The sequence below is a fragment of the Lactobacillus intestinalis genome (assembly GCF_024397795.1).
In the GTDB taxonomy this organism is placed as follows: Bacteria; Bacillota; Bacilli; order Lactobacillales; family Lactobacillaceae; genus Lactobacillus; species Lactobacillus intestinalis.
Genome location: NZ_CP072983.1, coordinates 680,035 through 705,360, shown reverse-complemented (window position 1 = coordinate 705,360; position 25,326 = coordinate 680,035). Strand labels below are relative to the sequence as shown.

The window sequence follows — 25,326 nt, the reverse complement described above, 5'->3', positions numbered from 1 at the left end:
TTTTCTCCTTAAACAATTCTTTCTGGTTCATTATCAATGTATACATTTAATCCATATTTTTTAATTTCTTGTGCAGAATTCTGAATTTGATGAAGCAAATCATTTAAATTATCTTCTTTTTTATATTTTACCAGGATTTGATAATAATATTGATTTTTTAATCTTGAAATCGCACTGGGAGTAGGTCCTAAAATAATTGTATTTGAATGCAAGCTACTTGCAAGCTTTCTTTTAATTTTAAAAGCTTCCCGAGCCGCATTTTGTTCCTTTTTTGAAGCAATTGAAATCAAGACTGTGTAATAATATGGCGGATAATTGCCTGCATGACGCATTTGCATTTCATAAGCATAAAAACGTTCATAATCCTGAGTTTGAGCCAATTCAATTGCGTAATGTTCCGGATTGTACGTTTGAATAATGACTTCACCAGCTTTTTCAGCTCGTCCGGCTCGTCCGGCAACTTGAGTTAACAGTTCAAAAGTTCGCTCGGCTGCATTATAATCAGGCACCCACAATCCAGTATCGGCATTCACCACTCCTACTAGGGTAACATTCGGAAAATCCAAGCCTTTAGCAATCATTTGAGTACCCAAAAGAATATCTGCTTCATGATCACCAAATTTATCCAAAATTTTCTTATAGCTTCCCTTTCTTCGAGTAGTATCTACATCCATACGAAGAATTTTAGCGTCTGGCATTAATTGCTCCAATTCTTCCTGAACTTTTTGCGTACCCGTCCCTAAAAAACGAATCTTATCACTTTGACAATTAGGGCATTTTTCTGGGATAGGAGCCGTATAGCCGCAATAGTGACACTGCATTTCATGCGTGTCCTTATGCATGGTCAATGATAAATCACAATTGGGACACTTCATTACATATCCGCATTCGCGACACAACATAAAATTAGCAAAGCCTCTGCGATTAAGCATCAAAATAACCTGCTCATTTTTTGACAATCGATCCTTAATTGCATTTACCAAATCAGTTGACAAATCAAACTGATCCCCTGCAAATTCTGCATGTTTTAAATCAATCAAGTTTACCTGAGGTAAATTTTTATTATTAGCTCTTTTAGTAAGCTTTAATAAATGATAAATCCCTTTTTGGGCACGAGCTCGACTATATAAAGATGGAGTGGCACTTCCTAAAACTAAAGGACAGTTATTAAAATCACTGCGCCAAAGAGCGACGTTACGCGCATGGTAACGTGGATTATCTTCTTGCTTATATGAAGATTCATGCTCTTCATCAATTACAATCAGTCCTAAATTCTTTATCGGAGCAAAGACGGCGCTTCGCGTTCCCACTACTACTCGAATCTCACCACGACGAATTCGGCGCCATTCATCATATAATTCTCCAGTAGACAAACTACTGTGTAAGACTGCCACTTTATTTCCGAATCTACTTTTAACTTGACTCACCATTTGAGGTGTCAAGGAAATCTCTGGAACCAGCATTAAAGCATTGCGCCCATGATCTAAAGTTTTACTAATCGTATGTAAATATACTTCCGTCTTACCACTACCGGTAATTCCCTCTAGTAGATAAGTCTTAGATTCTTGCTTTTGAACTGAATTACTTATTTGATCAACGGCTACTTCTTGTTCTTCATTCAAAGTAACGGTTACCGCTTTTTTCTTATTATCAAACCCAGCAAGAGGGTTACGATAGACTTCTACGGCTGCTTTTTTTAGCCAGTTCTTCTTCACTGCTTGAGTTAAATCAGTAGTTGTAATTTTTGCAGTTTTTTCCAGCTCATCTTGCATTCGCGGATAACTATCATAGTTTTCAATGATATCCGTTAAAATTCTTCGTTGCTTAAGCGCATTGCGTCTAACCGAATTCAAAATTTTCTGATATTCTTCTCGAGATTCACTTAAAAGATATTGATTTTCTGTTTTCTTTTTTGCCTTATTTTCAACCAAATACTCGACTTTTGCTTCATTATTGCGTAAAAGCTTTCTCGCTAAGGCAATTTTATTATTATCAGTTAAATTGTTTAAATCAACTGGATCTCCTTTAAAAAGCGCCAATTTTTGCGCACTTTTAGAAATTGGGGTTAAAATTTTTCGATAATTTGCTCGCATTACTCGTGGCAGCATTGTCTTAAGGATTGAAATTCTATAAGAATATACATTTTTAGCCATATATTTTGACAATTTTACCAATTCAGGAGTAAGAGGAGGCATTTCATCAACGACAACAAGAAGATCTTTTAATTTACCGGGATAATTACTAGTTTTTGAAATTCCCACTACAAATCCCTGTAATTTTCTAGGACCAAAAGGAACAACTACCCGCGAACCAATTTCTACATCAGAAATATTTTCAGGAATATGATATTCAAAAATTCGATCTGTCTGCTTTGCTGCAATATCAACAATAACTTGAGCAATCATTCAATCACCTTACAAAAAATGACCACCATCATTGCCGATGGCGGTCATAAACTAAATTAATCTTCGAGGTTAACTTCTTGATGCGCAGGATCAACTGTAACCTTACCAGCTGCAATTTCCTCAAGTGCCTTTCCTACTGCCTTATCACACTTGAAAACTTCAAGAGTTGGTGGAAAACCTGCTTCAAGTTCATGTGCACGCTTTGCAGCAAGTACTGACAATGAGTAACGTGAATCAACGCGACTTAATAATTTATCAATTGATGGATATGTAATTCTCATAGTTAATCCTCCCTGACCATTTTACGATAGTCATCGATAACTCGTTTAACACTAACATGTTCTGCATCAACAATTGCTTTAATATGATCAACCGCATTTGCAATAGTATCATTAACCACGGCATAATCATAATCTTGCATTACTAAAATTTCTTTACGAGCTTGTTTAATTCGGCCCATAATAACGTCTTCAGACTCTGTCCCTCGATGTTCAAGACGAAGGTGTAAAGTATGTAAATCCGGTGGCGTCAAAAAGATAAATACACCATCCGGCATTTTTTCTCTTACCTTTTTTGCACCATTTACATCAATTTCGAGTAAAACGTCTTTCCCTTCTTTAAGCATCTTTTTAACTGGGGCGAGCGGAGTACCATAATAATGACCAACGTACTTATTATATTCTAAAAGTTCTCCGCGGTTAATAGCTTCTTGAAAACGTTCTTCACTTACAAAATAATAGTCTTTCCCATCAACTTCACCCGGTCGTGGTTTACGGGTAGTCATAGAAACAGAATATTCAAAAGGAAATACTTTATTTTCAACAATTGCACTCTTAACGGTTCCTTTACCAACACCCGAAGGACCCGAAAGGACGAGTAACAAACCTTTATCTGCCATGCCAAACACTCCTAGAAAGATCTAATATATCTAGTTTGCACTAAAAACATTTTATTTTCAAGTTCTTTTATTAAAACTGTTTATTAAATCAATTGCATTTTGTTTAGCTGCAGTTGTGATATTACTACCAGCCATCATTTGAGCAATTGCGGTAACCGTTTCATTCTGGGCAAGTGGTTTCACTTGAGTAAATGTAGCTCTATCTTTAACCTCTTTCGCTACTAAATATCTCTGATCACCAGCTGCAGCAACTTGCGGTGAGTGAGTAATTGTAATTACTTGCTTGTCTTGACCAATACTATGCATTTTTTGTCCAATAGCTGCGGAAACTCGGCCAGAAACTCCCGTATCAATTTCGTCAAAAATCATCGTTCCAACTGGTTCCACTCGACTAAAAATTGCCTTTAAAGCTAAAATTAATCGCGACTGTTCACCACCCGAAACAATCTTAACTAACGGCATTAAGTCTTCTCCAGGGTTAGGTGCAATCAAAAATGCAATCTCGTCAGTACCTTTAGGAGTAAAAGTCTTAGTCTGGTCAAAATTAATCGCAAATCTAGCCTTCTCCATATACAGATCAGCTAATTCTTGCTTAATTTGAACCTCTAATTTATGAGCTACCTGTTCACGAATCAAATGTAATTTTTCAGTTTGCTTAGTCATTTTAGATTCTAAAAGAGAAATTTTTTGCTGAATTTCTTCTTCATCTAACCCCCCCGATTCAAACTGAGCTAATTCTTTTTGAACGTTTTGATAAAAGTCGAGTACTTCTTCTAAGCTAGGACCATATTTTTTCTTTAAGGAATTAAGTAAGTCTAAACGATTAGTAACTTCTTGAAAGCGTTCCTCATCAAAATCCATTTGATCCATTAAACTTGAAAGTTCACTACGCGCATCACTTAAAGCATAGACACCATCATCAACAGTTTTTGCAAAATCATTGAATTTATTACTAAATTCTGTTAAATCACCAGCAGCACTTTGGGCATCTCCCAATAAAGTCTCGATCCCATGCTCATCATCATCATAAAGTTGCATAAAATAATGAACTGCGTCCGCAATTTTTTGATAATTATTCAATTCATTAAACTCATCTTCCAACTTTTCATCTTCTTTAGGGTCAGACAAGTTAGCTGCTTCTAATTCATTATTTTGAAATTGCAAAATATCTTGACGCTGAGCCAATTCTTGGGCATCTTGACGCAGATGATGCAATTGATCGGTTAGTTTTTTCCATTTGTAATAATTATCTTGGTAAGCGCTCAATTCCTCTTTTAAATTACTGGGAGCATAATTATCAACTAAATCGATCTGTCGATCCTGATTCATCAATATTTGTTGATCATTTTGCCCATGGATATCTACCAAATAATTACCCACTTCACGTAAAACATTGATTGTAGTTAATTGACCATTGATTCGAACAATATTTCTACCTTTTGTGGCTAATTCTCGACTAATTACTAATTGATTATCATCATGAGGAAGACCGTATTCATCACACAAGAGCGAAATTTGCTTAGCTTGCTCTCCTAAGTCAAATAAACCTGTAACTAGCGCTTTGTCTTCACCTGACCGAATCATTTCTTTTTGACCGCGGCCTCCCATTAAAAGAGAAACTGCATCAATTAAAATAGATTTTCCGGCACCAGTTTCCCCAATTAGCACCGTCATTTTTTCTTGAAAGCGAACCTTCAAAGCTTTAATTATCGCAAAGTTTTTAATATCTAGCTCTACTAGCATTTTTTCACCTTAAAGTCCTTCAACAGCACGTTCCACTACCTCACTCACTGTTCCAGACCAAAGATTCTGTCCACCTTTATCTTCATTTTTTTGTAAATGAATTAAAAATTCAATGTTTCCTTTTCCACCTTTGATTGGTGAGTAATCTATCCCCAAAACATTAAAACCGATCTTCATGGCTTCATTCATCGTATGTTCAATTACTTGACGATGAACTTCATGATCATGAACAATTCCATGCTTTCCTACATTTTCAGGACCAGCTTCAAATTGGGGCTTAATCAAGCATACTGCATCACATTTATCTTTTAAAATTGCATACATTGGCGGCATAATTAAATCTAATGAAATAAAGGAAACATCTGTCATCGCAAAGTCCGGTAAACCTTGATCAAAATCTTCTGGTTTACTATAACGGAAATTTTGTTTTTCCATAACCACTACTCTTGGATCATCGCGTAATTGCCAAGCCAACTGATTATAACCAACATCTAAGGCATAAACCATTTTGGCACCATTATGAAGTGCAACATCCGTGAAGCCTCCAGTTGAAGCACCAATATCTAAACAAATCTTATCCTTTAAATCAATATCAAAAACCTTCAAAGCTTTTTCTAATTTAAAGCCTCCACGTGAGACATATTTTTTGCCATCGTCTTTGATGTAGAACTTCTCATCTTTCGGAAATTTAGTTCCACTTTTGTCAATTCTTTGGTGATTGTGATCACTTACTAAACCAGCCATTATTGCTCGTTGAGCTTGAGAGCGAGAATTAAAAATTCCTTGTTCAGCTAATAGTACATCTGCTCGTTGTTTTGCCATTTATAATACCTTTTTATAAAGATCTAAAAATCCACCCAATACATCACTATCTAACCCATTAAGATCATCTTTAGCTTGTTTAATTAAAGCCTTTAATTCTTGCCTGCTTTGATCAATACCAAGAAGAGTTAAAGTATTATTCTTTCCCTCTTCTTTATCTTTATGGGTAGCTTTACCAGCTTCTTGACTAGTTTCCACCACATCAACTAGATCATCATATATTTGATAAGCGCGACCAAACACTTTAGCAAAGTCAGATAACTTCACTTTTTCAATATCGGTTGCATTTGCTCTAACAGCACCCATCTGAACACTAGCTAAAATCAAACAGCCTGTCTTTAGCCATTCCATTTTATCGATATACTTGCTGTCATTTGCTACAGAGGTATTATTAGTGGAATCAATATCTAAATATTGTCCTCCGACCATTCCATTAGGTCCAATTGCCTTAGTAATAATGGTGACCATCTCAGCTGAATTACTTGCCTTAGAAATCCACTCAATTCCCAAAGGTAAAAGTGCATCCCCTGCCAAAATAGCCTCAGCTTCGCCCCATTTCTTATGACTAGTTAAACGACCTCGTCTATAATCATCATTATCCATAGCTGGTAAATCATCATGAATGAGGGAATAGGTATGAATTAATTCAATTCCACAGGCAATTTGAATTTCAGCATCATCAATTTTACGTCCTAAAGTATTTAAAGTAGCCAAATACAATAAAGGACGAAGTCTCTTCCCACCAGCCATCACCGAATATGACATAATTTGACTGATCTTTTGATCATCAATATCATCAGCTAAATGCTTTTCTAAATACTTATTAATTACCGGCGTCCAATTTTCTTGAAAATATTTAAATGCTGTCATAATTATTCCTCCGGTGCAGATGCGTTTGTAGGATCTAAGCTATGTTCAGTACCATCACTATCAATAAGTTTAGCAACAGTTTCTTCTGCTTCAGTTAGTTTCTTATCCAAACTACGGCTAATTTTAACTCCTTCTTGGAATTGTTTTAAAGCATCTTCTAAAGGAACATTTCCATTTTCTAAACTAGTCACAATTTGTTCTAATTCATTTAATTGCTGTTCAAAATTATTCTTTTCACTTGCCATTTTACTTTCTCCTCACATCCATTACGCGTGCACTTATTTCTCCATCTTTAAAATGCACTTTCACTAAATCATTTTCTTTTAGATCATCAACGGAAGTAATAGTTTGATCTTTTTTATCACTCACATAAGCATAGCCTCTATTTAGCGTCTTTAAAGGACTATAATCATCAAGTTGTTGAGCCATCTGTTTAAATTGATTCTTCTTTTGAGCAATAACTTGATTCATCCCCGTTATTAATTGTCGGGCATTAAAGATATTAGCTTGCTTCATTTGTGTAATTTGCTTTTCAGGACTATTGCCGAGCAATCTTTGATTTAGTAAACGATAATTCTGACTATTTTGATTTAAAAGATGAGTAATACCATTTTGCAGTCGATTTTTTAGTAAATCAACGGTTTGAATTTGTTGATCGTAGAGTCGGGCAGGCTCTCGCATAATTACCGAATTATTAATACGATTCAATACTTCTCTTTTTTCATGAATAAGGGCATTAGTTTCTGAAATTAAGCGGCTGTTTAATTGACGAATATGAGCCAACTCATCTGATAAATTTGGAGTTGCATATTCGGCCGCTGCAGTTGGAGTAGCCGCTCGTTGATCAGCAACTAAGTCACACAGAGTAGTATCGGTTTCATGACCTACCGAAGAAATTACCGGCATTTGCATATTATAAACTTGCCGCACAACCTTTTCTTCATTAAAAGGCCACAAATCTTCTAGCGATCCCCCACCACGTCCAATAATCATTACATCGTATTTATCGCCATAAGACGCAATTTGCCGCATTGCATTTACTAAGGAATCAGCTGCCGTATCTCCTTGAACTTGAGCTGGAAACAGGTCAATCTCCGCATGAGGGAAACGACGATTGGCTGTTACCATAATATCATGAATGACAGCTCCAGAAGCACTCGTTACCACCGCAATTTTATCGGGAAATTTAGGCAATTTTTTCTTATGACTTTCGTCAAACAAGCCTTCTTTAGTAAGTTTTTCTTGCAATTGTCTTAACTGTTCATACAAGGCACCTAAGCCAGCAGGTTCCATTTTTTCTGCATAAAATTGGTAAGAACCTTGGGGGCCGTATACATTCACATAGCCAACAACATAAACTTTCATTCCCTCTTCGGGTTTAAATTTTACCTTATCAAAATATGAACGAAACATTACCACATTAATTTTTGATTTTTCATCTTTTAAAGAAAAATATTGATGTGAATTGCGTCGATATCTAAAATTTGACAGTTCTCCTTCCAAAAATACCTTATGTAAATAAGGATCATTCTTGAATTTTTGAGTAATATAATAATTTAAATCGCTAACACTTAAATATTTATCATTTGATGCCATGGGCTCTCCTCGTTAACTTCACTACTTGTTCCATTAAAAGTTCAACTGTGAGCGGTCCGACGCCACCTGGTACGGGAGTAATCCAGCGAGCTTTAGATAAAACTTGCTTAAAATCAACATCTCCCACCAAATGTCCTTCTACACGATTAATTCCTACATCAATTACTACTGCACCTTTTTTAACCATTTCAGAAGTCAGCAAATTTTCTTGACCTGCGGCCACAATAATAATATCTGCCATCCGAGTATAAGTAGACAAAGATTTAGTTTTAGAGTGCAAAACAGAAACACTAGCATCTTTTTCCAACATCAAAGCAGCAAGAGGCTTACCAACAATATTACTGCGTCCAATAATAGCAACATTTTTTCCAGCAACATTTATTTTGTAATGTTCAAGTAACTTCATAATACCGATAGCCGTAGCAGGTTCTACAAAATGATCTGATTGCCATAAATGACCAATATTGGTAGGTGTTAAGCCATCAACATCTTTTTCTGGATCGATTCTTTCAAGAAGATGATTTACATTAATTTGCTCAGGAGTAGGCATTTGAACCATTATTCCGTGTACGGATGGATCTTGATTTAACTTATCAATTAAATTCAGCACGCTCTCTTCTGATTCTGTACTGGGCAATTGATAGATTTTTTGTTCAATTCCCATTTCCTGAGCTCTTCTTTTTTTAGTTTTTACATACACCTTACTTGCTGGATCATCTCCAATATTAATTACGCAAAAAAGGGGGTTAATTCCGTCTTGTTTTAATATTTCGACTTCTTTTTTCAATTTTTGCGCACGTAAATTGGCTAAAGATTTTCCATCAAGAATCTTTCCCATTAGACATTTCCCCATTTCTTATAAAAAAAGCCGGCAACTCCCGTGCCGGCCATCGTTTTTATTTAATGAAGTTTGCTAGCATTCCATTAACAAATGGTTTTGACTTTGGATCAGCAAATTCATCGCATAAGTTTAAAGCTTCATTAACCGCTGCTTTAGGCTCAATTTCATCACTATACTTGATTTCATATAAAGCGACTTCCATAATTGCAACCGTAATTTGATTTACGCGATTTAAATGCCAGCCATTTTTCAAATGACTTTCTAAATCTTGTTCAAGTTCTTCACGCTTTGCAATAACGCCTTCAATCAGAGTCTTTGAATAGGCAGAAAGCTCTTTTAAATCAAGCGTTGCTACGGTTTTAGCTTCAACTTCCTCAGCAGTATACTCAGGATCTTGATTAGCTAAATATGCTGCTTGCATTGCAACTTTACGACTTTCGTGTTGATTCATTATTACTTTTCTTCATCCTCCGAAAACAGCTTCGAGGTAGTTTGTTCAGTATCTTCAGGGAATACTAAACCTACTACATGAACATTAATTGCTTTAAGTTCTAGATCAGTCATTTGCAATAGTTGCGTCTTTAACGCTTTTTGCAATTGCATCCCGACTTTTGGAACATTAACGCCACTATCAAAGTAGACATAAACATCAGCAATTAATCTATTATCATCATCAAGTTTGATATTAACGCCTTTTCCGCGATCTTCACGACCTAATACCCAACTTAAGCCAGATTTTATATTGCCTCGCATTCCTGCAACGCCGTCAATTTTTTCAGCAGCAATGCCCAAAATAACTTCGAGAACGCTAGGATCAATTTCAATCTGTTCACCGGTCTCTTCACCGTTTAAGAGAATTTTTGAACTGTCTGCCATATCTTTTTACCTCAAAAAACTACTTATTAGCACGTGATACGTAAGTACCATCAGCTGTGTTAATAGTTAATACGTCGCCTTCGTTGATAAAGAATGGAACGTTAACTACTAAACCTGTTTCCATAGTTGCAGGCTTACCACCACCAGATGAAGTATCACCTTTAATATTTGGCTCGGTCTTTTCAACTGTCAAATCAACAGTATTTGGTAATTGAACCCCTAAAGTTTCACCTTCGTGCATGATAACACTAACATCCATGTTTTCCTTCAAGTACTTAGATTCTTCTTCAATTTGTTCATTTGGAATAGCCAATTGATCATAAGTTGAAGTATCCATAAATACATAACTAGTACCATCATTGTATAGGTATTGCATAGATTTAGTTTGAATATCTGCAGTTTCAACCTTAGCAGTTGAACGGAAAGTATATTCTTGCACTGCACCTGTTCTCAAACTCTTTAACTTTGAACGAACAAAGGCACTACCCTTACCTGGTTTTACGTGTTGGAATTCAACGATTCGCCATAAATCATTATTGTATTGAATGGTTAATCCGTTTTTGAATTCGTTAACTGAAATCATTGTCATATTAATTCCCTCATTTCTACATACTATATGTTACCAATTTGAAAGCCATTTGGCTATAAAGAATATCTAGTTTAAAGTGAAAGTAATTCATCTTTTGGTAAATTGGATAAAGTAATTGGAGTATCATCATGAACCAAAATATCATCTTCAATTCTCACTCCACCCTTATTTGGTAAATAAATCCCCGGTTCTACTGTATGAACCATATTATTTTCTAATTTTTGTTTACTAAAGGGTAAAGCAGGCTGACATAATTCATGAATTTCTAGTCCAATCCCATGTCCTATTCCATGACCAAAATATTTTCCATAACCTTGCTCAGTAATATAATCTCGAGCTGCTCGATCAACATCACGACCAGTATTTCCACTTACTGCAGCTTCAATTCCTCGCCTTTGTGCTTCATGAACAATATTGTAAATTTTTTCCAGTTCTGGATCAACTTTTCCAACGGCCACAGTTCTCGTAATATCTGCAGCATATCCATGATAAAAGCTGCCAAAATCAATTACAACCATATCGCCTTCGGCAATCTTTTTATCACTGGCAACGCCATGAGCCCATGCAGAGCGAACACCTGAAGCAATAATTGTATCAAAATCAGGGCCATCGCCACCATTTAATTTAAATAAATAATCAAGTTTAGCAGCAATATCCCTCTCCTTAGCTCCGGGCTTAATCATCGGTAAGATACTCTTAAAACTTTCCATTGAAATTTCAATAGCCTTTTTGAGGGCTTCAATTTCTAGATTATCTTTTACATTTCTAACTCGTTCAACAAGCTCTTCCGACATTTCAAAATTCAAATTTGGGTTTAAAGCCTGCAACTTTTGAAATTCTATCGCCGAAACAAATTCGCCTTCCACCAAAACCTTTTTCACATCTAGTTTCTTTAAAGCTTTGGTTAATTCATTATAATCACTATCATGTTTCATCACGACAGTTAACTCACCGGGTGCTTCTGCTTTTATCTGTGAATCGAAGCGAGAATCAGAAAGTAAAATTCGATCTCCTTGTGCAGTTAAAATCAATTGAGCTTCTTCTCCAGTAAAGTTGGTTAAGTAACGATAATTAGCTTGATTAAAAATAATCATCGCATCAGCATTTTGCTCTTTAATCAAATCACAAACTTTATCAATTCGATTATTAATCAAAGTTAATAATTCCTGCTTGTTTTCCATATCGAGCCCTCTTTCTTTTTTACTATTTATTATTATACAAAAAAGACGAGAAGCATTTTACTTCTCGTCTTCATTTTAAGAAATGTTTTACTTAGCTTCGTCAGCTGGAATTACAGAAACTTGCTTTCTGTACTTACCAAGACGTTCAAACTTAACAACACCATTTACTAATGCAAATAAAGTGTCGTCTCCACCTCTACCTACGTTCTTACCTGGGTGAATCTTAGTACCACGTTGACGGTAAATGATAGAACCTGCGTGGATTTCTTGACCATCACCAGCTTTAGCGCCTAAACGACGACCAGCTGAGTTACGACCGTTAGCAGTAGAACCGCCACCCTTGTGGTGGGCGAATAACTTCATATCTAAAATGTTCATTTATTTCACCTCTGAATTAAGCTTCAATCTTTTCAACTGTAACCTTAGTGTAAGGTTGACGGTGACCGTACTTAGTGTGTGAGTGCTTCTTTGGCTTGTACTTGAAAGTTACAACTTTCTTTTCCTTACCTTGCTTTTCAACTTTAGCAGTAACTTTAGCACCTTCAACTACTGGGGTACCAACTTTAACATCTTTTCCATCAGCTACAAGGATAACTTCATCAAAGGTAACTTCGTTGCCTTCTTCTACATCAAGCTTTTCAACAAAAACAGTGTCGCCTTCTGCAACCTTGTATTGCTTACCACCGGTCTTAATAATTGCGTACATTTGTACACCTCCAAAAAATACTTAGACTCGCCAATTTGGGTGCTTTCAACTCTGAAAGTCTTCTAACCGCAAATCGTGCGGTTGCAGATGTGGAGGATTCCACAAATACAACTTCTACATTCTACTACCATTAATCAAGTTTTTCAATAGCTAAATGCCCCATCTTCCGCCATGAACTTTAGCTACACTAGAAGTTACAATGAAGGCTTCTTCGTCAATCTCGTGAATTTTTGTAATTAAAGCTCCATATTCATTAGTATCTACAATAATTAATAATTGCTTCTTTTTATCATCGCTATAACCACCAACTACGTCATAAATAGTTAATCCTACATAGTCTTCTTGTAATTTATTTCGTATTTCTTCAAGGTGATCATTACTCATAATTCTAACTTGATATTTCTTATCAAAACCAGTTTCTGTGTAATTCATGGTAATTGCCGTTACTAATTGTGAAAAGGCAGCTAAGAAGAAAGCGTTCCATCCATCTACAAAAATATTTAAAAAGATAATAATCATATCAATGCATAATAATGTGACGGCCGGATTTAAATAAAAGTATTTTTTTAAAATCATTGGCGGAATTGTTGTCCCACCACTTGAAGCATTTACACGATATAAAAGTGAAACCCCTAGCCCCATTAAAGCTCCACCATAAATTACAGCTAGAAGTTCATTATCGGTTGCCTTAAAGCTAGGAGTGATTTGCATCAAAATCGGCAAAACAAAACTTCCTAAGGCAATATTTTTAGTAGTTTTCTTCCCTAAGAAAATTGCTGCTAATATCAGCATTAGTACATTCACTATAAATACTGTCACTGACCGATTTATTCCCCAAACAGCATCAACTAAAATAGAGATTCCTGTAGACCCTCCGGCCGCAATATTAATCGGGCCATAAAACAAGTTAATAGATACTGCAATAATTTCTAGACCTGCTAAAAATACAAGCCAACGCATCCAAGAACGTTTTTTTATATTTTCTTTCATTATCAACCGTCCTTTCTTTTTGTTAGTTATTATTGTATCTAAAAATAGGCTATTTACTCAATTAAATTATCAAATTATAATAATTTATTTAACTTTATAGTCAATTTGTTGATTTCCTTCATATGCTGGGAGCCCATTTTCTGCTCGATAAAGGGCTCTTTCAAAAGATTGATAGCCCTTACTAGAACTTACAGCAAACTTAGCACCATATTTGCTAGCAAATTCTCGAATATTCCAGGTTGAATCATGAGCCGCAAAAGCCGTTACTAAGATCACAATATCCAAGTCCTTGATTTGATTTTCAATGACCTTTTTCTTACCTTCAAAAGCATCAATTGGGATAGGAATACCATTATAGCGGGTCACAATACTTTCAAGCATAGCCTCGTTTTGATTATCGCCAATCGCAATTCCCACCCGCTGATAATGAAGATCCATATCTAGCTTAGTTAACTGCTCAGCTGTCTGCTTTTTACTTTTATCTTTTTTAGATTTATTTGCTTTTCTTTTAGGCTGATCAGTTTGATAAATCCAGCGAATTTGTACGGCATCAGCTGGATTTTTCTTTAAACGCACATCCCCACTATACCAGGCAAGATCGACAATTGAGCCATCTTCTAGATGAATATTTTCGCCTTGATAATAGCTGGTATCAACTGGAATCACAACAGCTTTACCTCTAATTTTCAACTTCTCACCATGAATATTACGAGTAATTGCTAAACTATTAGCCTTTCCTTGAACTACTGCGTACTTAAAATCTTCAATTTGATCATAATCACGCTTGCGTAATTTACGAAAACCAACCACTCGTAAAATCTCAGCCTCATAATTAGGATTATCCTTATCTTCTAATGCTTCAACTACATCCCCAGTCTTCAAATTTAAAGGATGAACCTGTGATTCTTTCACCGTATAAACCGTATCACCATTATCATTGATCAAATCTGCCCCTGATACTAAACGAATTACTGTATAACGCCGACCTTTACGATAGTCACGTTTAACTGCCTTTTTAGGCTTAACTGCATCTTCAAAAATCTTCTTATTAACTGCTTCTTTAGTCTCAACAGAATTTTGAATTGCTTGATCAAGCCTTCCTAATAAATCGCCATACTTTTTGCCAACCTCTGGTTCAAAAGTTAATTTATGAATAGCTGAAATTGATCGAGTTTTCGCATTTGAATCACCTGGCTTAGTAATTAACTCAGTTAAAGCAGACAATAGATTTCTAACTTGCTTACTATCAATTGACTTAGGATTTAACTCTCTAGGTGCATTTTTAATTTCATCCCCAGTCATATTAATAATAGCTTTAATCGCATTTAAACTATTCTGCAGACTTTTATCATCTGCACTTGTATTATTCAAAATCTTCTTTATATTATTTCGATAATCAAACATTCAACTTTCCCCTTCTTCAATCACAAAAAGATATAAGTATATCTATGTGTGCTAATATATTAATAAATAATAGTTATCCTAGAGGCAAAATATGCAAATTAATGATCACAAATCCAATTGGTGGTTAGCTGACATCGGCGACTATTTAAAAGTTCTTGCCAACGGTGTTGTCATGCTACAGCCAATCATTGCTTTGGCAATTACATTTCCACTTGATTTAAAAAAACAGATCTTTTTAGCTTCACTATATAACCTAGTCAAGTTTACTTCTCCCGCCTTTATTTTCGGGATTGTTTTTACCGTGACTAGAAAAAGCGATTCACAAAATAAGCTAAATCTGAAATCGTATTCTAAAACCCAATGGGACAATAATTTCTTTCCTACTTTTGCTTGGACCTTAATTTATTTAATTACAATGCCTAATTTGCAGCAACACGGTTTTTATCATAATGTAAGAACGTTTATCTGGCAATTCTTTAGTGGAAATGCTGCTCCGCATCTTTGGTATAGTGTAATGATGCTACAATTTCTACTGATTATGCCCTTAATTAAATGGGTTTGTAGTTTTGTTGGTCATAATTATCAGCGCCTATTTTGGGCAGTCATCATTATTGGAGCGATCTATTTTAGTTGGCTACTGTTTTATGATCATTTTGTTTTAAATGGAACACATACTAAAAATTGGTATCTACTAGATCGAGTTTTCATTAGCTTCCTTATTTTTGGTTTTTATGGCGGTTTAAGCTGGAATTTCCATGAAGAATTGCAAAACTTCCTGTTTAATTACTGGTGGCTAGTAGTAGCAATTTATCTTGCTACCTACTTTTGGACAAGACAAGTGTTTCTTTCCTCTCACCAAATTACAAACTTAATGAATGACAGCTATTATCGTCCTTCAATGGCAATTTATGCCTTAGCAGTTATCTTTTTGATCTATTTAATCTGTATTGCTCAAAAGGTCTTCAATATGAATCATTGTCTAAAAAGCATTCACTTTCTTGCCTTTTATGCTTACCGCGCCTTTTTAGCCAACGTTTTCTGGGATCGAATTCTGTGGAAGTTTTTCAATTTTCAAAATTTGGCTCATTTCAACATTTACTTAGGCGTTTTTGGCACTTGGATCTGTACTTGGATTTTGTCTTACTTATCAGTTTATCTAATTCACCAAATTTGGCTTAAAATCCACCCTTTAATGAAAAAGGTCATATAAAAACCTCGAAATTTAAGTAACAATTTCGAGGTTTTATACTATGTTAATAATTTTTCGATTTATAAATATTCTTTAAACAATGACTGTCATAGCGGCAGCACCAATAATAAGTATTAATCCTAAGATAGTAATGACCATTTCTTTCTTAGTTTTAGTTTCATGCAACATCCAAATTCCTGTTAAAGTTGCTAAAACTACAGAAGTTTGTGAAAGAAGGAATCCAGTTGCTAAACCATTCATATTTGGTTGAGCTGAAATCAAGTATGTTAAGGCTGCAAAAGCAAAGAAGAAACCGGAAATAATTTGCTTATATGACACTGCCTGTAAAAGCGCACATTTTTCGTCTTTGTTTTTTAACTTCAAGAATAAAGCATAAACAATAGCTACGATACACATTCCAATAGATTGTGGTAAAAATGCACGTGAGCCATCAATGTGGGCAGCTTGCGGAGCAGCTGAGTAAGCCCAATAACCAATTTCACCAATCAGTAAAACGATAACTGCCTTTTTCATTCTACTTGCTTTATCGGCAGTTTTATTTTCTGACCAAGTTGTCATCCAAGCACCAATTACAATTAAAACTAGTGCAAAGAAGCCAATACACTTGTCTGCCATAGTTGGCCAATCACCTAAAGCAAATACTCCCCAAAGTGAAGCACCTAAAAGCTGAAATGCAGTAGTAATTGGCATAGCACGTGATGAACCAATTAATGTGAATGAATAAAAAGTAATAATTTGTGCACTTGCCCAACCTATTCCAGAAATAATAGACCAACCAAGAGCTGCTCCCGAAGGAATACCTAGGCCCTGAATCAAATCATAAACTAGAGCAAAAATAAACGTTCCAAAGGTTGCCCCAATAATCTGATTTACAGGTTTACCACCAATTTTTGAAGCAATAGTTGGAAAGAAGCCCCAACCAATTAACGGCCCCAAACCAACTAAAATAGCAATACCATTCATATTATCACCTATTCTAAAAATAATCGTCTTACACGATTATTTAAATCAGTTTCAACTTTAAAAGATTACGCCACTTTCCAAAATAATGTTTGAATATGGTGTCTCTTCACCAGTCCGAATAAATGCCTTTGAAACTGATAAATCTTTCTTCAATTGTGAATGTGGAATAAATTCAATTTCAACATCTGGTAAGACCTTCTTAATTTCTTCAAGTTGTTTCGAATTTTCAGTCTTTATTTCTTCAGCAACATAAACTTTTTGTACTTCTAATTCTACTAAAACTTCCTTTAAAACATCAATAAAAGATGGTAAGCCTGATCTAACTGAAAGATCAATCTTTTCTGTGTCCTTTGGTACAGGAGTTCCTGCATCCCCAATCCCAAGCCAATCCATATGACCCATATCAGCAATTACGCGTGAAATATTTGAATTCATTACACCAGTCTTTTTCATTTTAAAATTCCTTTCCATATACTTCTTCAACTTTATCCTTCGTAGGAATTGATGGCATTGCACCTAAAGTCTGAACTGTAATTGAAGATGCCTTTTGGCCATAACTAATTGCTTTTTCAATGTTGGATAAATCCTTCTTTAGTATTGCAGTTAACCCTCCAATAAATGTATCGCCGGCTCCAGTAGTATCAACTGCTTTTACCTTGTGCGCCGGAACTAAAGCATGATGAGTTCCATTTGCATAAAATACACCGCGTTCACCTAAAGTAATTAAGGTAGTATTGACACCTTTTTGCTTAAAGTATTCTGCTGTTTTAAGCATATTTTCTTCATTATTTACTTCAATACCTGTAATCAAAGCACTTTCTGTTTCATTAGGAGCAATAATATCAGTTACAGCTAATAAAGCATCACTAACTTTAGTTGCAGGAGCGGGATTTAAGATCGTGACAACGCCATTTTTCTTGGCAATTTTGAAAGCTTCAATTGTTGCATCAATTGGGGTTTCAAATTGAGCGATAATATAATCACTATTTTTAATAGTCTCTTCAGCATTATCAATTTGATTCGGAGTAACTTCAGCGTTAGCTCCTGCATCAACTAAAATACTGTTTTGTCCCTTTTCATCAAGCATAATTGTTGCAGTACCTGTATCAATATTTTCTTTTATTAAAACTTGCGTTAAATTTATGCCTTCATTCTTCATAGTAGTAAGCATAAACTTACCACCATAATCACGTCCTACTGTACCAATAAAACTAACTTCTGCGCCGCTTCTTTGAGCAGCTACAGCTTGATTTGCTCCTTTACCGCCAGCGGCCGCAGTTTTCTTGGTAACATGAATAGTTTCACCAGGTAATGGAATATGATTAATATGCAATGTTGAATCTAGGTTAATACTACCTAAAACAGAAATCTTATTCATATTATTGTTCCCTTCTCTACTAAAATAGCTTTTAGACTTTGTTTTCCTTCTTTCTAAAATCATTATTCCATATGCTGTCAGCGCTTTCAATAATAACTAAAATAAAAAATCTTATTTTAGTTATTATTTTAGTTAAAGACTTTGTCTAACTATCAAATGAGTCCCTATCAATGACTTTTGTGCATCCCAATCACTCGTAGCCACCTGGGATTGCAATTGAAAAATAACTTGATTCACAATCTGATCTATTGGCACATGAATCGTTGTTAATGATGGACTAGCCAATTTTCCTTCACTAATATCATCAAAGCCCATAATTTTTACATCATCTGGAACCTTAATATTGTTTTTAGTTAAATCCTTAATAATTCTCAGAGCCATATAGTCAGTTTCACAGAATATTACCTCAGGTAAATTCTTGTAAGAAAACCCAGATAACGGTCCTATTTTAGTTAAAGAAGCAGGATCAATTTTATATAAATTTTGTAAAGAGATTTTCTTATTCTTTAATGCATCAAGAAAACCTGCTCGTCTTTGTAAAAAATTAGCATTTTCTTTAATAGAAGCAGCATAACCAATTTTGGTATAACCTTTTTCTAAAATATAATTAGCTGCTTCATAAGTTGCACGATAATTATCCATAGTTACAAAATCACAGTTTAATTCTTCAAAATAAGTATCTAAAAATACAACATGTTTAATTTTCGAAGAAATATATTTTACTTGTGTACTAGTCAAATCTGTGCCTAAAACTATCGCATTAGTAATCGACTTTGTTTGAAGTAAAAATTCTAAATCTTGAATTAAATGATTAATTTTCAAATTATCAATTCGCAAATCTGTACCAAACCCGGTCACACTTTGAGTAAGATTAGCAACTAAATGGTCAAAAAAAGGCAGACTGTAATAATGTCGATTAACAATCCCTTTTTCATCACTAATAATCATCAAGTCGCAACTAGCTACTTTTCGACTTCCTCCCTTACGTCTCTTGCGTAAAGGTTCATATCCTGTTTCATTAATTATTTTAAAAATTTTCTCTCGAGTTTCTTGACTAATTCCTGCCTTACCATTAAGAGCCAATGATACAGCACTAGTTGAAACATGAGCCATTTTTGCAATATTAGCCATTTTCAATGTCATAAATTCACTTCCAAACTAAAAAGCGTTAGCTTGCACTAACGCTTTAAATTTTAAGCTCGCCATTCACCATTATTACCGTATGAATGCTTATCAAGTTCATTAATAATTACATGAATATGTTCTTTAGGAGCACCTGTATCCTTATGAACTGCTTCAGTTACATCTTTCATCAACTTAGTTAATTGTTCGTCAGTTCGACCCTTAATTAACTCAATATGTACAAATGGCATAAAATTTCCTCCATAAGCTTTAATTCTTATTTAATTATACTCAAAATTACGCCTTTTTCATCACAAGTTTTAAAGCTGGCATAATTATCGGTGTTAACAGGCCCGTAAAAATCATTTCAACAATCCCATTGACACCTAGAGCTACAATTAAAATCATGATTAAAGGCTGACTCGTATTCACAGAGCCTAAGTATTTTGTCAAATGAGTTGGATCCCCCATAAATACTAAACTAGTCATAATAATTACAAAAGCAGTATTCATAAAGGAGGTCGCAAATCCGGCTAGCAGATAACTAACTTTTTGCATTTTAGGATTATCCGTTTTAAAAAGATTTACAATTATTCCCGGAGTTACTCCAGCTAAAACACGCGGAACGATCGAAATTAACGGATTCTGGAAAAGTAACAAACTTACCATATCACTTGGCATAGCATAAGTTGCGATAAAACGAGTAATTCCCCAAAACAGGCCGAAAATAAATCCGGCTTTAGTGCCCATCAGCGCCCCATAAATTGCAACTGTTAGAGGCACAGTAGTGATTGCAGGTAAGCCTGGAAAAATATGGATATAGCCAATATTAGGTACAATTGTCTGTAAGATTAAGATTGCTGTAAAGATCGCTGTAATTGTCAAACGAACGGTACTATTTCTCTTCATTGATTTCCCTCAACTCAAAATTTTCTTAATTATATCATGAAAAATAGTTCGGTGGTCAAAACGGTGGTCACTTGTAAAAGAGCAACAAAAAAGGCAACATATAAATGTTGCCTTAGTTGGTGATCCGGGTGAGATTCGAACCCACGACCCACAGTTTAGAAGACTGTTGCTCTATCCAGCTGAGCTACCAGACCAATGTATGTTTGTATGTCCTCAACAGAACATAAATTATTATAGGGAATCTTTTGGAAAAATGCAAGCATTATTTTTAAAAAAGTTAATTTTTTATTTTGAAGCAATTTTTGGGTTAAAATAGAATAAAATGAAAATGTTTTCAATATAGAAAAGAGATTCAATATGAGTGAAAACTATTTAAAAGAACTTATCAATAAATTTAGAAATGGTGCTAAAGCAAGCGACGATAAGCGTGACAGTGGATTGAATCCAAACGATCCTGATGTTGAACGTATCGATAATTTACAATATGGCCCAGATAAGCAATGGCATACCCTCGATGTTTATTTACCAAAACACATCGAACCTCCCTTTCCTACTATTATCAACGTTCATGGAGGTGGCTGGGTTTATGGCACTAAAGAAACCTACCAATACTATGGTATGGGAATGGCTAAACGTGGATTTGCTTTTATCAATCCTAACTATCGTTTAGCTCCCGAAGATGCAGAATATCCTGACGAATTAAATGATGTAAATGCCTATATTCAATGGGTAGATCAACATGCTGAGGAATATCGTCTTGATCGTAAAAATGTCTTCTTAATCGGAGATTCTGCTGGCGGACAGATGGTTGAGCAATATGCGACGATTCTTTCTAACCCAGACTATGCTAAGAAGTTTTCTTTTAAAGCCATCAATTTAAAGATTAGGGCCATTGGTTTAAATTGTTCTGCAGCTTTCGTTTTAAACGATTTAAACAGCCTAGAAGCTGCTTATTTTACCAAAAATGCAGTTGAAAAATATCATGAGCAATTGAATGTAGAAAAGTATATTAACCAAAACTTCCCTCCTACTTTCTTAATTACTGGAAATGAAGACTTCTTACGTGATGTTGATCATACTCTCTTTGGCTTCTTGCTAGGACGCGGCGTAGAGGCGGATCTTAGAATGTACGGTGATCAGCAGCATCCCTGCTACCATGTATTCTTTGTCGATCAAAAGAGTAAGATCGCAGCTAAAGCAACTGACGATGAATTAGAATTCTTTAGACACTTTGAGGAAAAATAATGATCAAATTTTACGGTTACAAAAAATGTTCTACTTCAAGAAAAGCTCGCAAGTGGTTTGATGATCATCAAATTAAATACGAATTTCAAGATTTGATAGAAGATCCTCCCACTAAAGTTGACTTAGCAAACTGGTTAAACACCCATCAAGACCGAGGGTTGCGCTATTTTTTCAATACTAGTGGCCAACATTATCGCCAAATGAAGAGAATTACGAAAAAACTTGGTTATCATCTACTGAAAACTAGTAAACTTAAGGTATAGATTTGAATAAGGAGAAATCAATGAAATACAATCAATATGCTTATGTAAAAACCGATTACCCTGAGCAAGCAAAGGAATTAATTGATATTAATTTTTTGCCTCGTAATTACCAAGAATGGTCATTTAGCGATTTATTAGCCAAGTTAATCAAAACCGTGATCGTCGAAGCTAAAAGTGACGAAGCAAAAACTGCTAAATTATCCGAATTTGCAGTTTCTGATGAACTTACTTTAGCTAATTTTTTAAAGCAAAATCCTACGCAAATTGGAACTAATCAATTTTACAATGTAGCATTGCAACTTCTGGGTTACCATGTTCATTATGATTACCAATTAGATAATCCTACCGGTTTTATGCAAAAACAAAACTTACCTGTAGTCAAAGATATCAACAACATTGAAAAGCTAGTTTTTGCCTTTTACCGTTTGCTTAATACTCGCGCTAAAAACGGTCAGCTCTTAATAGATGTAATGGCAGGAAAGGGTTATTTCACTCAATTCTGGGGTCAAAACAAGTTCATGTTCTTTAATGGAAAGTCATTGCCTGTTTTTGACACTAACAAAATTATTCGAGAAGTTGTTTACGTGGAAACTGATCTTGATACTGACCAAGACGGAAAAAGCGATCTAATTCAAGTTACTATTTTTCGCCCGAAGGAAAGCGATCAAGGACTCAAAGTTCCGACTCTATATACTGCCTCCCCATATTTTGGCGGAATTATTGCAAATGAAAAGCGCAACCACAACGTTGATGAAAATCTTTCAGATAGTACTCTCTGGACAGATCCTAAATATCAACCTATGCCAAAAGTTGACGCTCCCAAGCCCAACGGCGAAAATCATATTTCTACAGAAGAAGCCGTTCACAAATCTTCCTACCCACTAAATGAATATCTTCTTGCCCGTGGATTTTCTAGCGTATTTGCCGGCGGAATTGGTACCCGAGGTAGTGACGGTTTAAGAATCACCGGCTCTCCTGAAGAAACCGAATCGGCTAAAGAAGTCATTGAGTGGCTGCATGGTGACCGCGTTGCTTATACCGATCGCAGTAAAGAACATGAAATTAAAGCTGACTGGTGTAATGGCAACATTGGAATGACAGGTCGCTCTTATCTAGGCACTTTACAAATTGCTGTTGCTACAACTGGTGTTAAAGGCTTAAAGACAGTAGTTTCAGAAGCTGCAATTTCTTCTTGGTATGATTATTATCGCGAACATGGTTTGGTAGTGGCTCCAGAAGATTGTCAAGGAGAAGACTTAGATTTACTTGCTGAGACTTGCCAATCAAACTTATGGGACGCAGGCCAATATTTAAAGATCAAACCAAAATACGAAGCCATGCAAAAAGAACTTCTTAAAAAAGAAGATCGCGTAACTGGGCAGTATTCTGACTTTTGGGATGTAAGAAATTATCGCAACCATACTGATGGAATAAAATGTTCCTGGATTAGCGTTCATGGTTTAAACGATTGGAACGTTAAGCCAAAGAATGTTTACAAAATTTGGCAAAAGGTTAAACACTTACCAATTAAACACCATCTCTTCTTGCACCAAGGTCCTCACTATAATATGAACAATTTTGCTTCGATCGACTTTACTGATTTAATGAATCTTTGGTTTGTTCATGAGTTATTAGGTCTGGAAAATAACGCTTACCATCAATGGCCAACAGTTATGGTCCAGGACAACCTTCAATCAGATAAGTGGCACGAAGAAGATGACTGGTCTGATGAAATTGGCCAGACAGTCACTTATTACCCTACTGATGACCATGAACTCTTTAAAGATGGAAATGGTAAAGAAAAGCAAAAATTTACAGACGTTGGTGGAATCGACTTTAAAGAAGCTAACATTTCCGAAAATGAGTGGCAATATAAATTTATTTCTGGTGATGAAAAATGGGCTAAGCGGAGTTTACGTTATACAACTGATGAATTTATTCATCCGGTAACCATTGTCGGACGTCCAGAGGTGAAAGTTAGAGTTAGTGGTTCTCTGCCAAAAGGTCAATTATCTGTAGCTTTGGTTGATCTAGAAACTAGAAGACGCCTCACCCCTACTCCTAAATTTTTAATACGCGGTGGTCAAGAATTAGGCTATCGTTTTGGAACCGATACTTTGCAAGAATTTGTTCTTGATAAAAAGACCAAGGCTAAATTAATTACCAAAAGTCACATGAACTTACAAAACTACCAAGATCTGAGAAAACCAAGCAAGATTGAAGCTGGACAATTTGTTGATCTTACCTTCAAGCTGCAGCCTACTTACTATCATCTTCCAGTAGGTGCTCGTCTTTGCTTAATCATCTATTCAACCGACGAAGGAATGACTAAACGTCCCCTTGAAGAAGAAACTTATACTATTGACTTAGCTAATACTGAAATCAAGTTTAGTCAAAAATAAAAATGAATAAAAAAAGATGCGATAGGTATTTCTATCGCATTTTTTATCTAAAAAATCGAAGTTAAGATGGCACCAACTACAATCAAAGCCAAACCTATGCCAGTATAAATGTAGCCCTTCTTAGTTTTGGCTTCATGAAGAAAAATCATGCCTCCTAAAGTTGAAATCACTACACAAAGTTGTGACATAACAAAAGCTAAATTAACTCCATTATCTTTAACAGAAATAATATAACTAATCGCAGCAACCGCATATACAAGTCCCGCTGGAATAACTTGATAACTCTTCTTATCTTTCAACGCATCCAAATGTTTTGTTGCTAATAGGTAAATAAACACAGCAATAATCATTCCTACAGTTTCACCTAAGAAAATCATTACTCCTGAGCCTTTTAATACTTTTGGAATTGAAGAAGAAGAAATATACCCCAAGGTAGTCAAAACTAAAATGATCAAAGTAGAAACTTGATTTTTCTTATTTCCTTCACTGGTTCCTTCATCAGTTAAAGAAGTGAAAATTACCCCAACTACTAAGGCGATTATTCCTAAAAAACCAAATAACTTTGCTTGTGGGCTACTCCATTCACCAAAAATGATTACTCCAACTAAGGGTACCCCAATCAGCTGCAACCCTGTTGAAATCGGCATTGTCTCAGACACACCAATATTGGCATACCCCACATATTGACCAACTTGCCCAATCGTCCATAAAGCTCCAGCAAGCATGGCTAATAAAAAGGTAGTTGCATCAAAAGCAGGTCTTAAAATTGCAGTTACGATCGCTGCAAAGATGAATGCTCCAAGCACTGAACCAACAATTTGGTTGTAAATTGAACTTTTCTTAACACCTGCTACAAAAAGTGGCATTAAGCCCCAACCAATGGCTGGTAAAAACAAAAAAACGTACTTCATTA

At 35.4% G+C, this 25,326-nt stretch carries 27 protein-coding genes, 1 tRNA gene, 1 pseudogene and 1 other annotated feature; of the genes and pseudogenes, 4 read left to right on the top strand and 25 right to left on the bottom strand.

Translation table 11 applies throughout. From position 1 onward, the window contains the following. Positions 1–8: 8 nt before the first annotated feature. The 17 genes from priA to KBW87_RS03150 all read right to left on the bottom strand — a co-directional run bounded on the left by priA (position 9) and on the right by KBW87_RS03150 (position 14,921). Complete coding sequence (gene priA / locus KBW87_RS03230) at positions 9–2,405, bottom strand: primosomal protein N' (RefSeq protein ID WP_057810050.1); 2,397 nt, start codon at positions 2,403–2,405, stop codon at positions 9–11. A 56-nt stretch (positions 2,406–2,461) separates the two neighbouring features. Continuing rightward, positions 2,462–2,686 (bottom strand): DNA-directed RNA polymerase subunit omega, encoded by a 225-nt coding sequence (gene rpoZ, locus KBW87_RS03225; RefSeq protein WP_004045985.1) that lies wholly within the window; start codon positions 2,684–2,686, stop codon positions 2,462–2,464. A 2-nt stretch (positions 2,687–2,688) separates the two neighbouring features. Continuing rightward, the gene (gene gmk / locus KBW87_RS03220) at positions 2,689–3,303 is read right to left on the bottom strand and encodes a guanylate kinase (protein ID WP_057810048.1); all 615 of its coding nucleotides are present in this window, start codon (positions 3,301–3,303) and stop codon (positions 2,689–2,691) included. A gap of 57 nt (positions 3,304–3,360) precedes the next feature. After that, positions 3,361–5,046 carry a DNA repair protein RecN gene (recN, locus tag KBW87_RS03215; protein ID WP_057810046.1) on the bottom strand — a complete coding sequence of 562 codons (1,686 nt, stop codon included), beginning with the start codon at positions 5,044–5,046 and terminating at the stop codon, positions 3,361–3,363. Positions 5,047–5,055: 9 nt separating this feature from the next. Next, positions 5,056–5,868 carry a TlyA family RNA methyltransferase gene (locus KBW87_RS03210; RefSeq protein ID WP_057810044.1) on the bottom strand — a complete coding sequence of 271 codons (813 nt, stop codon included), beginning with the start codon at positions 5,866–5,868 and terminating at the stop codon, positions 5,056–5,058. Beyond that, positions 5,869–6,738: a polyprenyl synthetase family protein gene (locus KBW87_RS03205; protein WP_057810042.1), complete on the bottom strand. Its 870-nt coding sequence runs from the start codon at positions 6,736–6,738 to the stop codon at positions 5,869–5,871. Between the two features lie 2 nt (positions 6,739–6,740). Continuing rightward, positions 6,741–6,983: an exodeoxyribonuclease VII small subunit gene (locus tag KBW87_RS03200; protein WP_057810039.1), complete on the bottom strand. Its 243-nt coding sequence runs from the start codon at positions 6,981–6,983 to the stop codon at positions 6,741–6,743. Between the two features lies 1 nt (position 6,984). Next, the gene (gene xseA, locus KBW87_RS03195) at positions 6,985–8,334 is read right to left on the bottom strand and encodes an exodeoxyribonuclease VII large subunit (RefSeq protein WP_057810038.1); all 1,350 of its coding nucleotides are present in this window, start codon (positions 8,332–8,334) and stop codon (positions 6,985–6,987) included. Continuing rightward, positions 8,321–9,172 (bottom strand): tetrahydrofolate dehydrogenase/cyclohydrolase catalytic domain-containing protein, encoded by an 852-nt coding sequence (locus tag KBW87_RS03190; RefSeq protein WP_057810036.1) that lies wholly within the window; start codon positions 9,170–9,172, stop codon positions 8,321–8,323. Before KBW87_RS03190 ends, xseA begins: the two co-directional genes overlap by 14 nt. Positions 9,173–9,230: 58 nt before the next feature. After that, a complete protein-coding gene (gene nusB, locus KBW87_RS03185) occupies positions 9,231–9,626 on the bottom strand; it encodes a transcription antitermination factor NusB (protein WP_004045991.1) in 396 nt (131 codons plus the stop codon). Positions 9,627–9,628: 2 nt separating this feature from the next. After that, positions 9,629–10,051, bottom strand: a complete 423-nt coding sequence (locus KBW87_RS03180) for an Asp23/Gls24 family envelope stress response protein (protein WP_004045992.1) — start codon at positions 10,049–10,051, stop codon at positions 9,629–9,631. A 19-nt stretch (positions 10,052–10,070) separates the two neighbouring features. Continuing rightward, positions 10,071–10,640, bottom strand: a complete 570-nt coding sequence (efp, locus tag KBW87_RS03175) for an elongation factor P (protein WP_004045993.1) — start codon at positions 10,638–10,640, stop codon at positions 10,071–10,073. A gap of 71 nt (positions 10,641–10,711) precedes the next feature. Continuing rightward, positions 10,712–11,821, bottom strand: a complete 1,110-nt coding sequence (locus KBW87_RS03170; RefSeq protein ID WP_057810034.1) for a M24 family metallopeptidase — start codon at positions 11,819–11,821, stop codon at positions 10,712–10,714. An 87-nt stretch (positions 11,822–11,908) separates the two neighbouring features. Next, positions 11,909–12,199, bottom strand: coding sequence for a 50S ribosomal protein L27 (gene rpmA / locus KBW87_RS03165; protein WP_004045995.1), 291 nt, complete (start codon positions 12,197–12,199; stop codon positions 11,909–11,911). Positions 12,200–12,215: 16 nt separating this feature from the next. After that, positions 12,216–12,527: a 50S ribosomal protein L21 gene (gene rplU, locus KBW87_RS03160; RefSeq protein WP_004045996.1), complete on the bottom strand. Its 312-nt coding sequence runs from the start codon at positions 12,525–12,527 to the stop codon at positions 12,216–12,218. 13 nt (positions 12,528–12,540) lie between these two features. After that, positions 12,541–12,620, bottom strand: a sequence feature (ribosomal protein L21 leader region). 57 nt (positions 12,621–12,677) lie between these two features. Further along, entirely contained in the window at positions 12,678–13,517 is an 840-nt protein-coding gene (locus tag KBW87_RS03155; RefSeq protein WP_057810032.1) for a YitT family protein, read from the bottom strand. A gap of 84 nt (positions 13,518–13,601) precedes the next feature. Further along, positions 13,602–14,921, bottom strand: coding sequence for a DUF2325 domain-containing protein (locus KBW87_RS03150; protein WP_057810030.1), 1,320 nt, complete (start codon positions 14,919–14,921; stop codon positions 13,602–13,604). Positions 14,922–15,012: 91 nt separating this feature from the next. Here KBW87_RS03150 and KBW87_RS03145 point away from each other — a divergent pair, with 91 nt between their 5' ends. Beyond that, positions 15,013–16,131, top strand: a complete 1,119-nt coding sequence (locus KBW87_RS03145) for an acyltransferase family protein (RefSeq protein WP_236695255.1) — start codon at positions 15,013–15,015, stop codon at positions 16,129–16,131. Positions 16,132–16,203: 72 nt separating this feature from the next. On the opposite strand, the gene rbsU is transcribed toward KBW87_RS03145, so the two are convergent. The 7 genes from rbsU to KBW87_RS03110 form a co-directional block, all read right to left on the bottom strand. Then, complete coding sequence (rbsU, locus tag KBW87_RS03140) at positions 16,204–17,094, bottom strand: ribose/proton symporter RbsU (protein ID WP_057810029.1); 891 nt, start codon at positions 17,092–17,094, stop codon at positions 16,204–16,206. 57 nt (positions 17,095–17,151) lie between these two features. Continuing rightward, positions 17,152–17,547 carry a D-ribose pyranase gene (rbsD, locus tag KBW87_RS03135; protein WP_057810026.1) on the bottom strand — a complete coding sequence of 132 codons (396 nt, stop codon included), beginning with the start codon at positions 17,545–17,547 and terminating at the stop codon, positions 17,152–17,154. Position 17,548: 1 nt separating this feature from the next. Then, entirely contained in the window at positions 17,549–18,472 is a 924-nt protein-coding gene (rbsK, locus tag KBW87_RS03130) for a ribokinase (protein ID WP_057810024.1), read from the bottom strand. A 132-nt stretch (positions 18,473–18,604) separates the two neighbouring features. Beyond that, positions 18,605–19,615 (bottom strand): LacI family DNA-binding transcriptional regulator, encoded by a 1,011-nt coding sequence (locus KBW87_RS03125; RefSeq protein ID WP_057810022.1) that lies wholly within the window; start codon positions 19,613–19,615, stop codon positions 18,605–18,607. Between the two features lie 50 nt (positions 19,616–19,665). Then, a complete protein-coding gene (gene thmT, locus KBW87_RS03120; protein WP_057810020.1) occupies positions 19,666–19,845 on the bottom strand; it encodes a 2-hydroxymuconate tautomerase in 180 nt (59 codons plus the stop codon). A 46-nt stretch (positions 19,846–19,891) separates the two neighbouring features. Further along, positions 19,892–20,503 (bottom strand): ECF transporter S component, encoded by a 612-nt coding sequence (locus KBW87_RS03115; protein WP_057810018.1) that lies wholly within the window; start codon positions 20,501–20,503, stop codon positions 19,892–19,894. A gap of 117 nt (positions 20,504–20,620) precedes the next feature. Continuing rightward, positions 20,621–20,697 (bottom strand) — tRNA-Arg (locus tag KBW87_RS03110). Between the two features lie 163 nt (positions 20,698–20,860). Between KBW87_RS03110 and KBW87_RS03105 the strand changes: the two genes are divergently transcribed. The 3 genes and pseudogenes from KBW87_RS03105 to KBW87_RS03095 all read left to right on the top strand — a co-directional run bounded on the left by KBW87_RS03105 (position 20,861) and on the right by KBW87_RS03095 (position 24,413). Further along, positions 20,861–21,748, top strand: coding sequence for an alpha/beta hydrolase (locus KBW87_RS03105; RefSeq protein ID WP_057810016.1), 888 nt, complete (start codon positions 20,861–20,863; stop codon positions 21,746–21,748). After that, positions 21,748–21,948: pseudogene (locus KBW87_RS03100) on the top strand (thioredoxin domain-containing protein); the annotation flags it as partial. The gene KBW87_RS03105 and the pseudogene KBW87_RS03100, both read left to right, overlap by 1 nt. 83 nt (positions 21,949–22,031) lie before the next feature. Then, the gene (locus KBW87_RS03095) at positions 22,032–24,413 is read left to right on the top strand and encodes a Xaa-Pro dipeptidyl-peptidase (protein ID WP_057810014.1); all 2,382 of its coding nucleotides are present in this window, start codon (positions 22,032–22,034) and stop codon (positions 24,411–24,413) included. A 47-nt stretch (positions 24,414–24,460) separates the two neighbouring features. On the opposite strand, the gene KBW87_RS03090 is transcribed toward KBW87_RS03095, so the two are convergent. Next, positions 24,461–25,324, bottom strand: a complete 864-nt coding sequence (locus KBW87_RS03090) for a GRP family sugar transporter (protein WP_057810011.1) — start codon at positions 25,322–25,324, stop codon at positions 24,461–24,463. Positions 25,325–25,326: the final 2 nt, after the last annotated feature.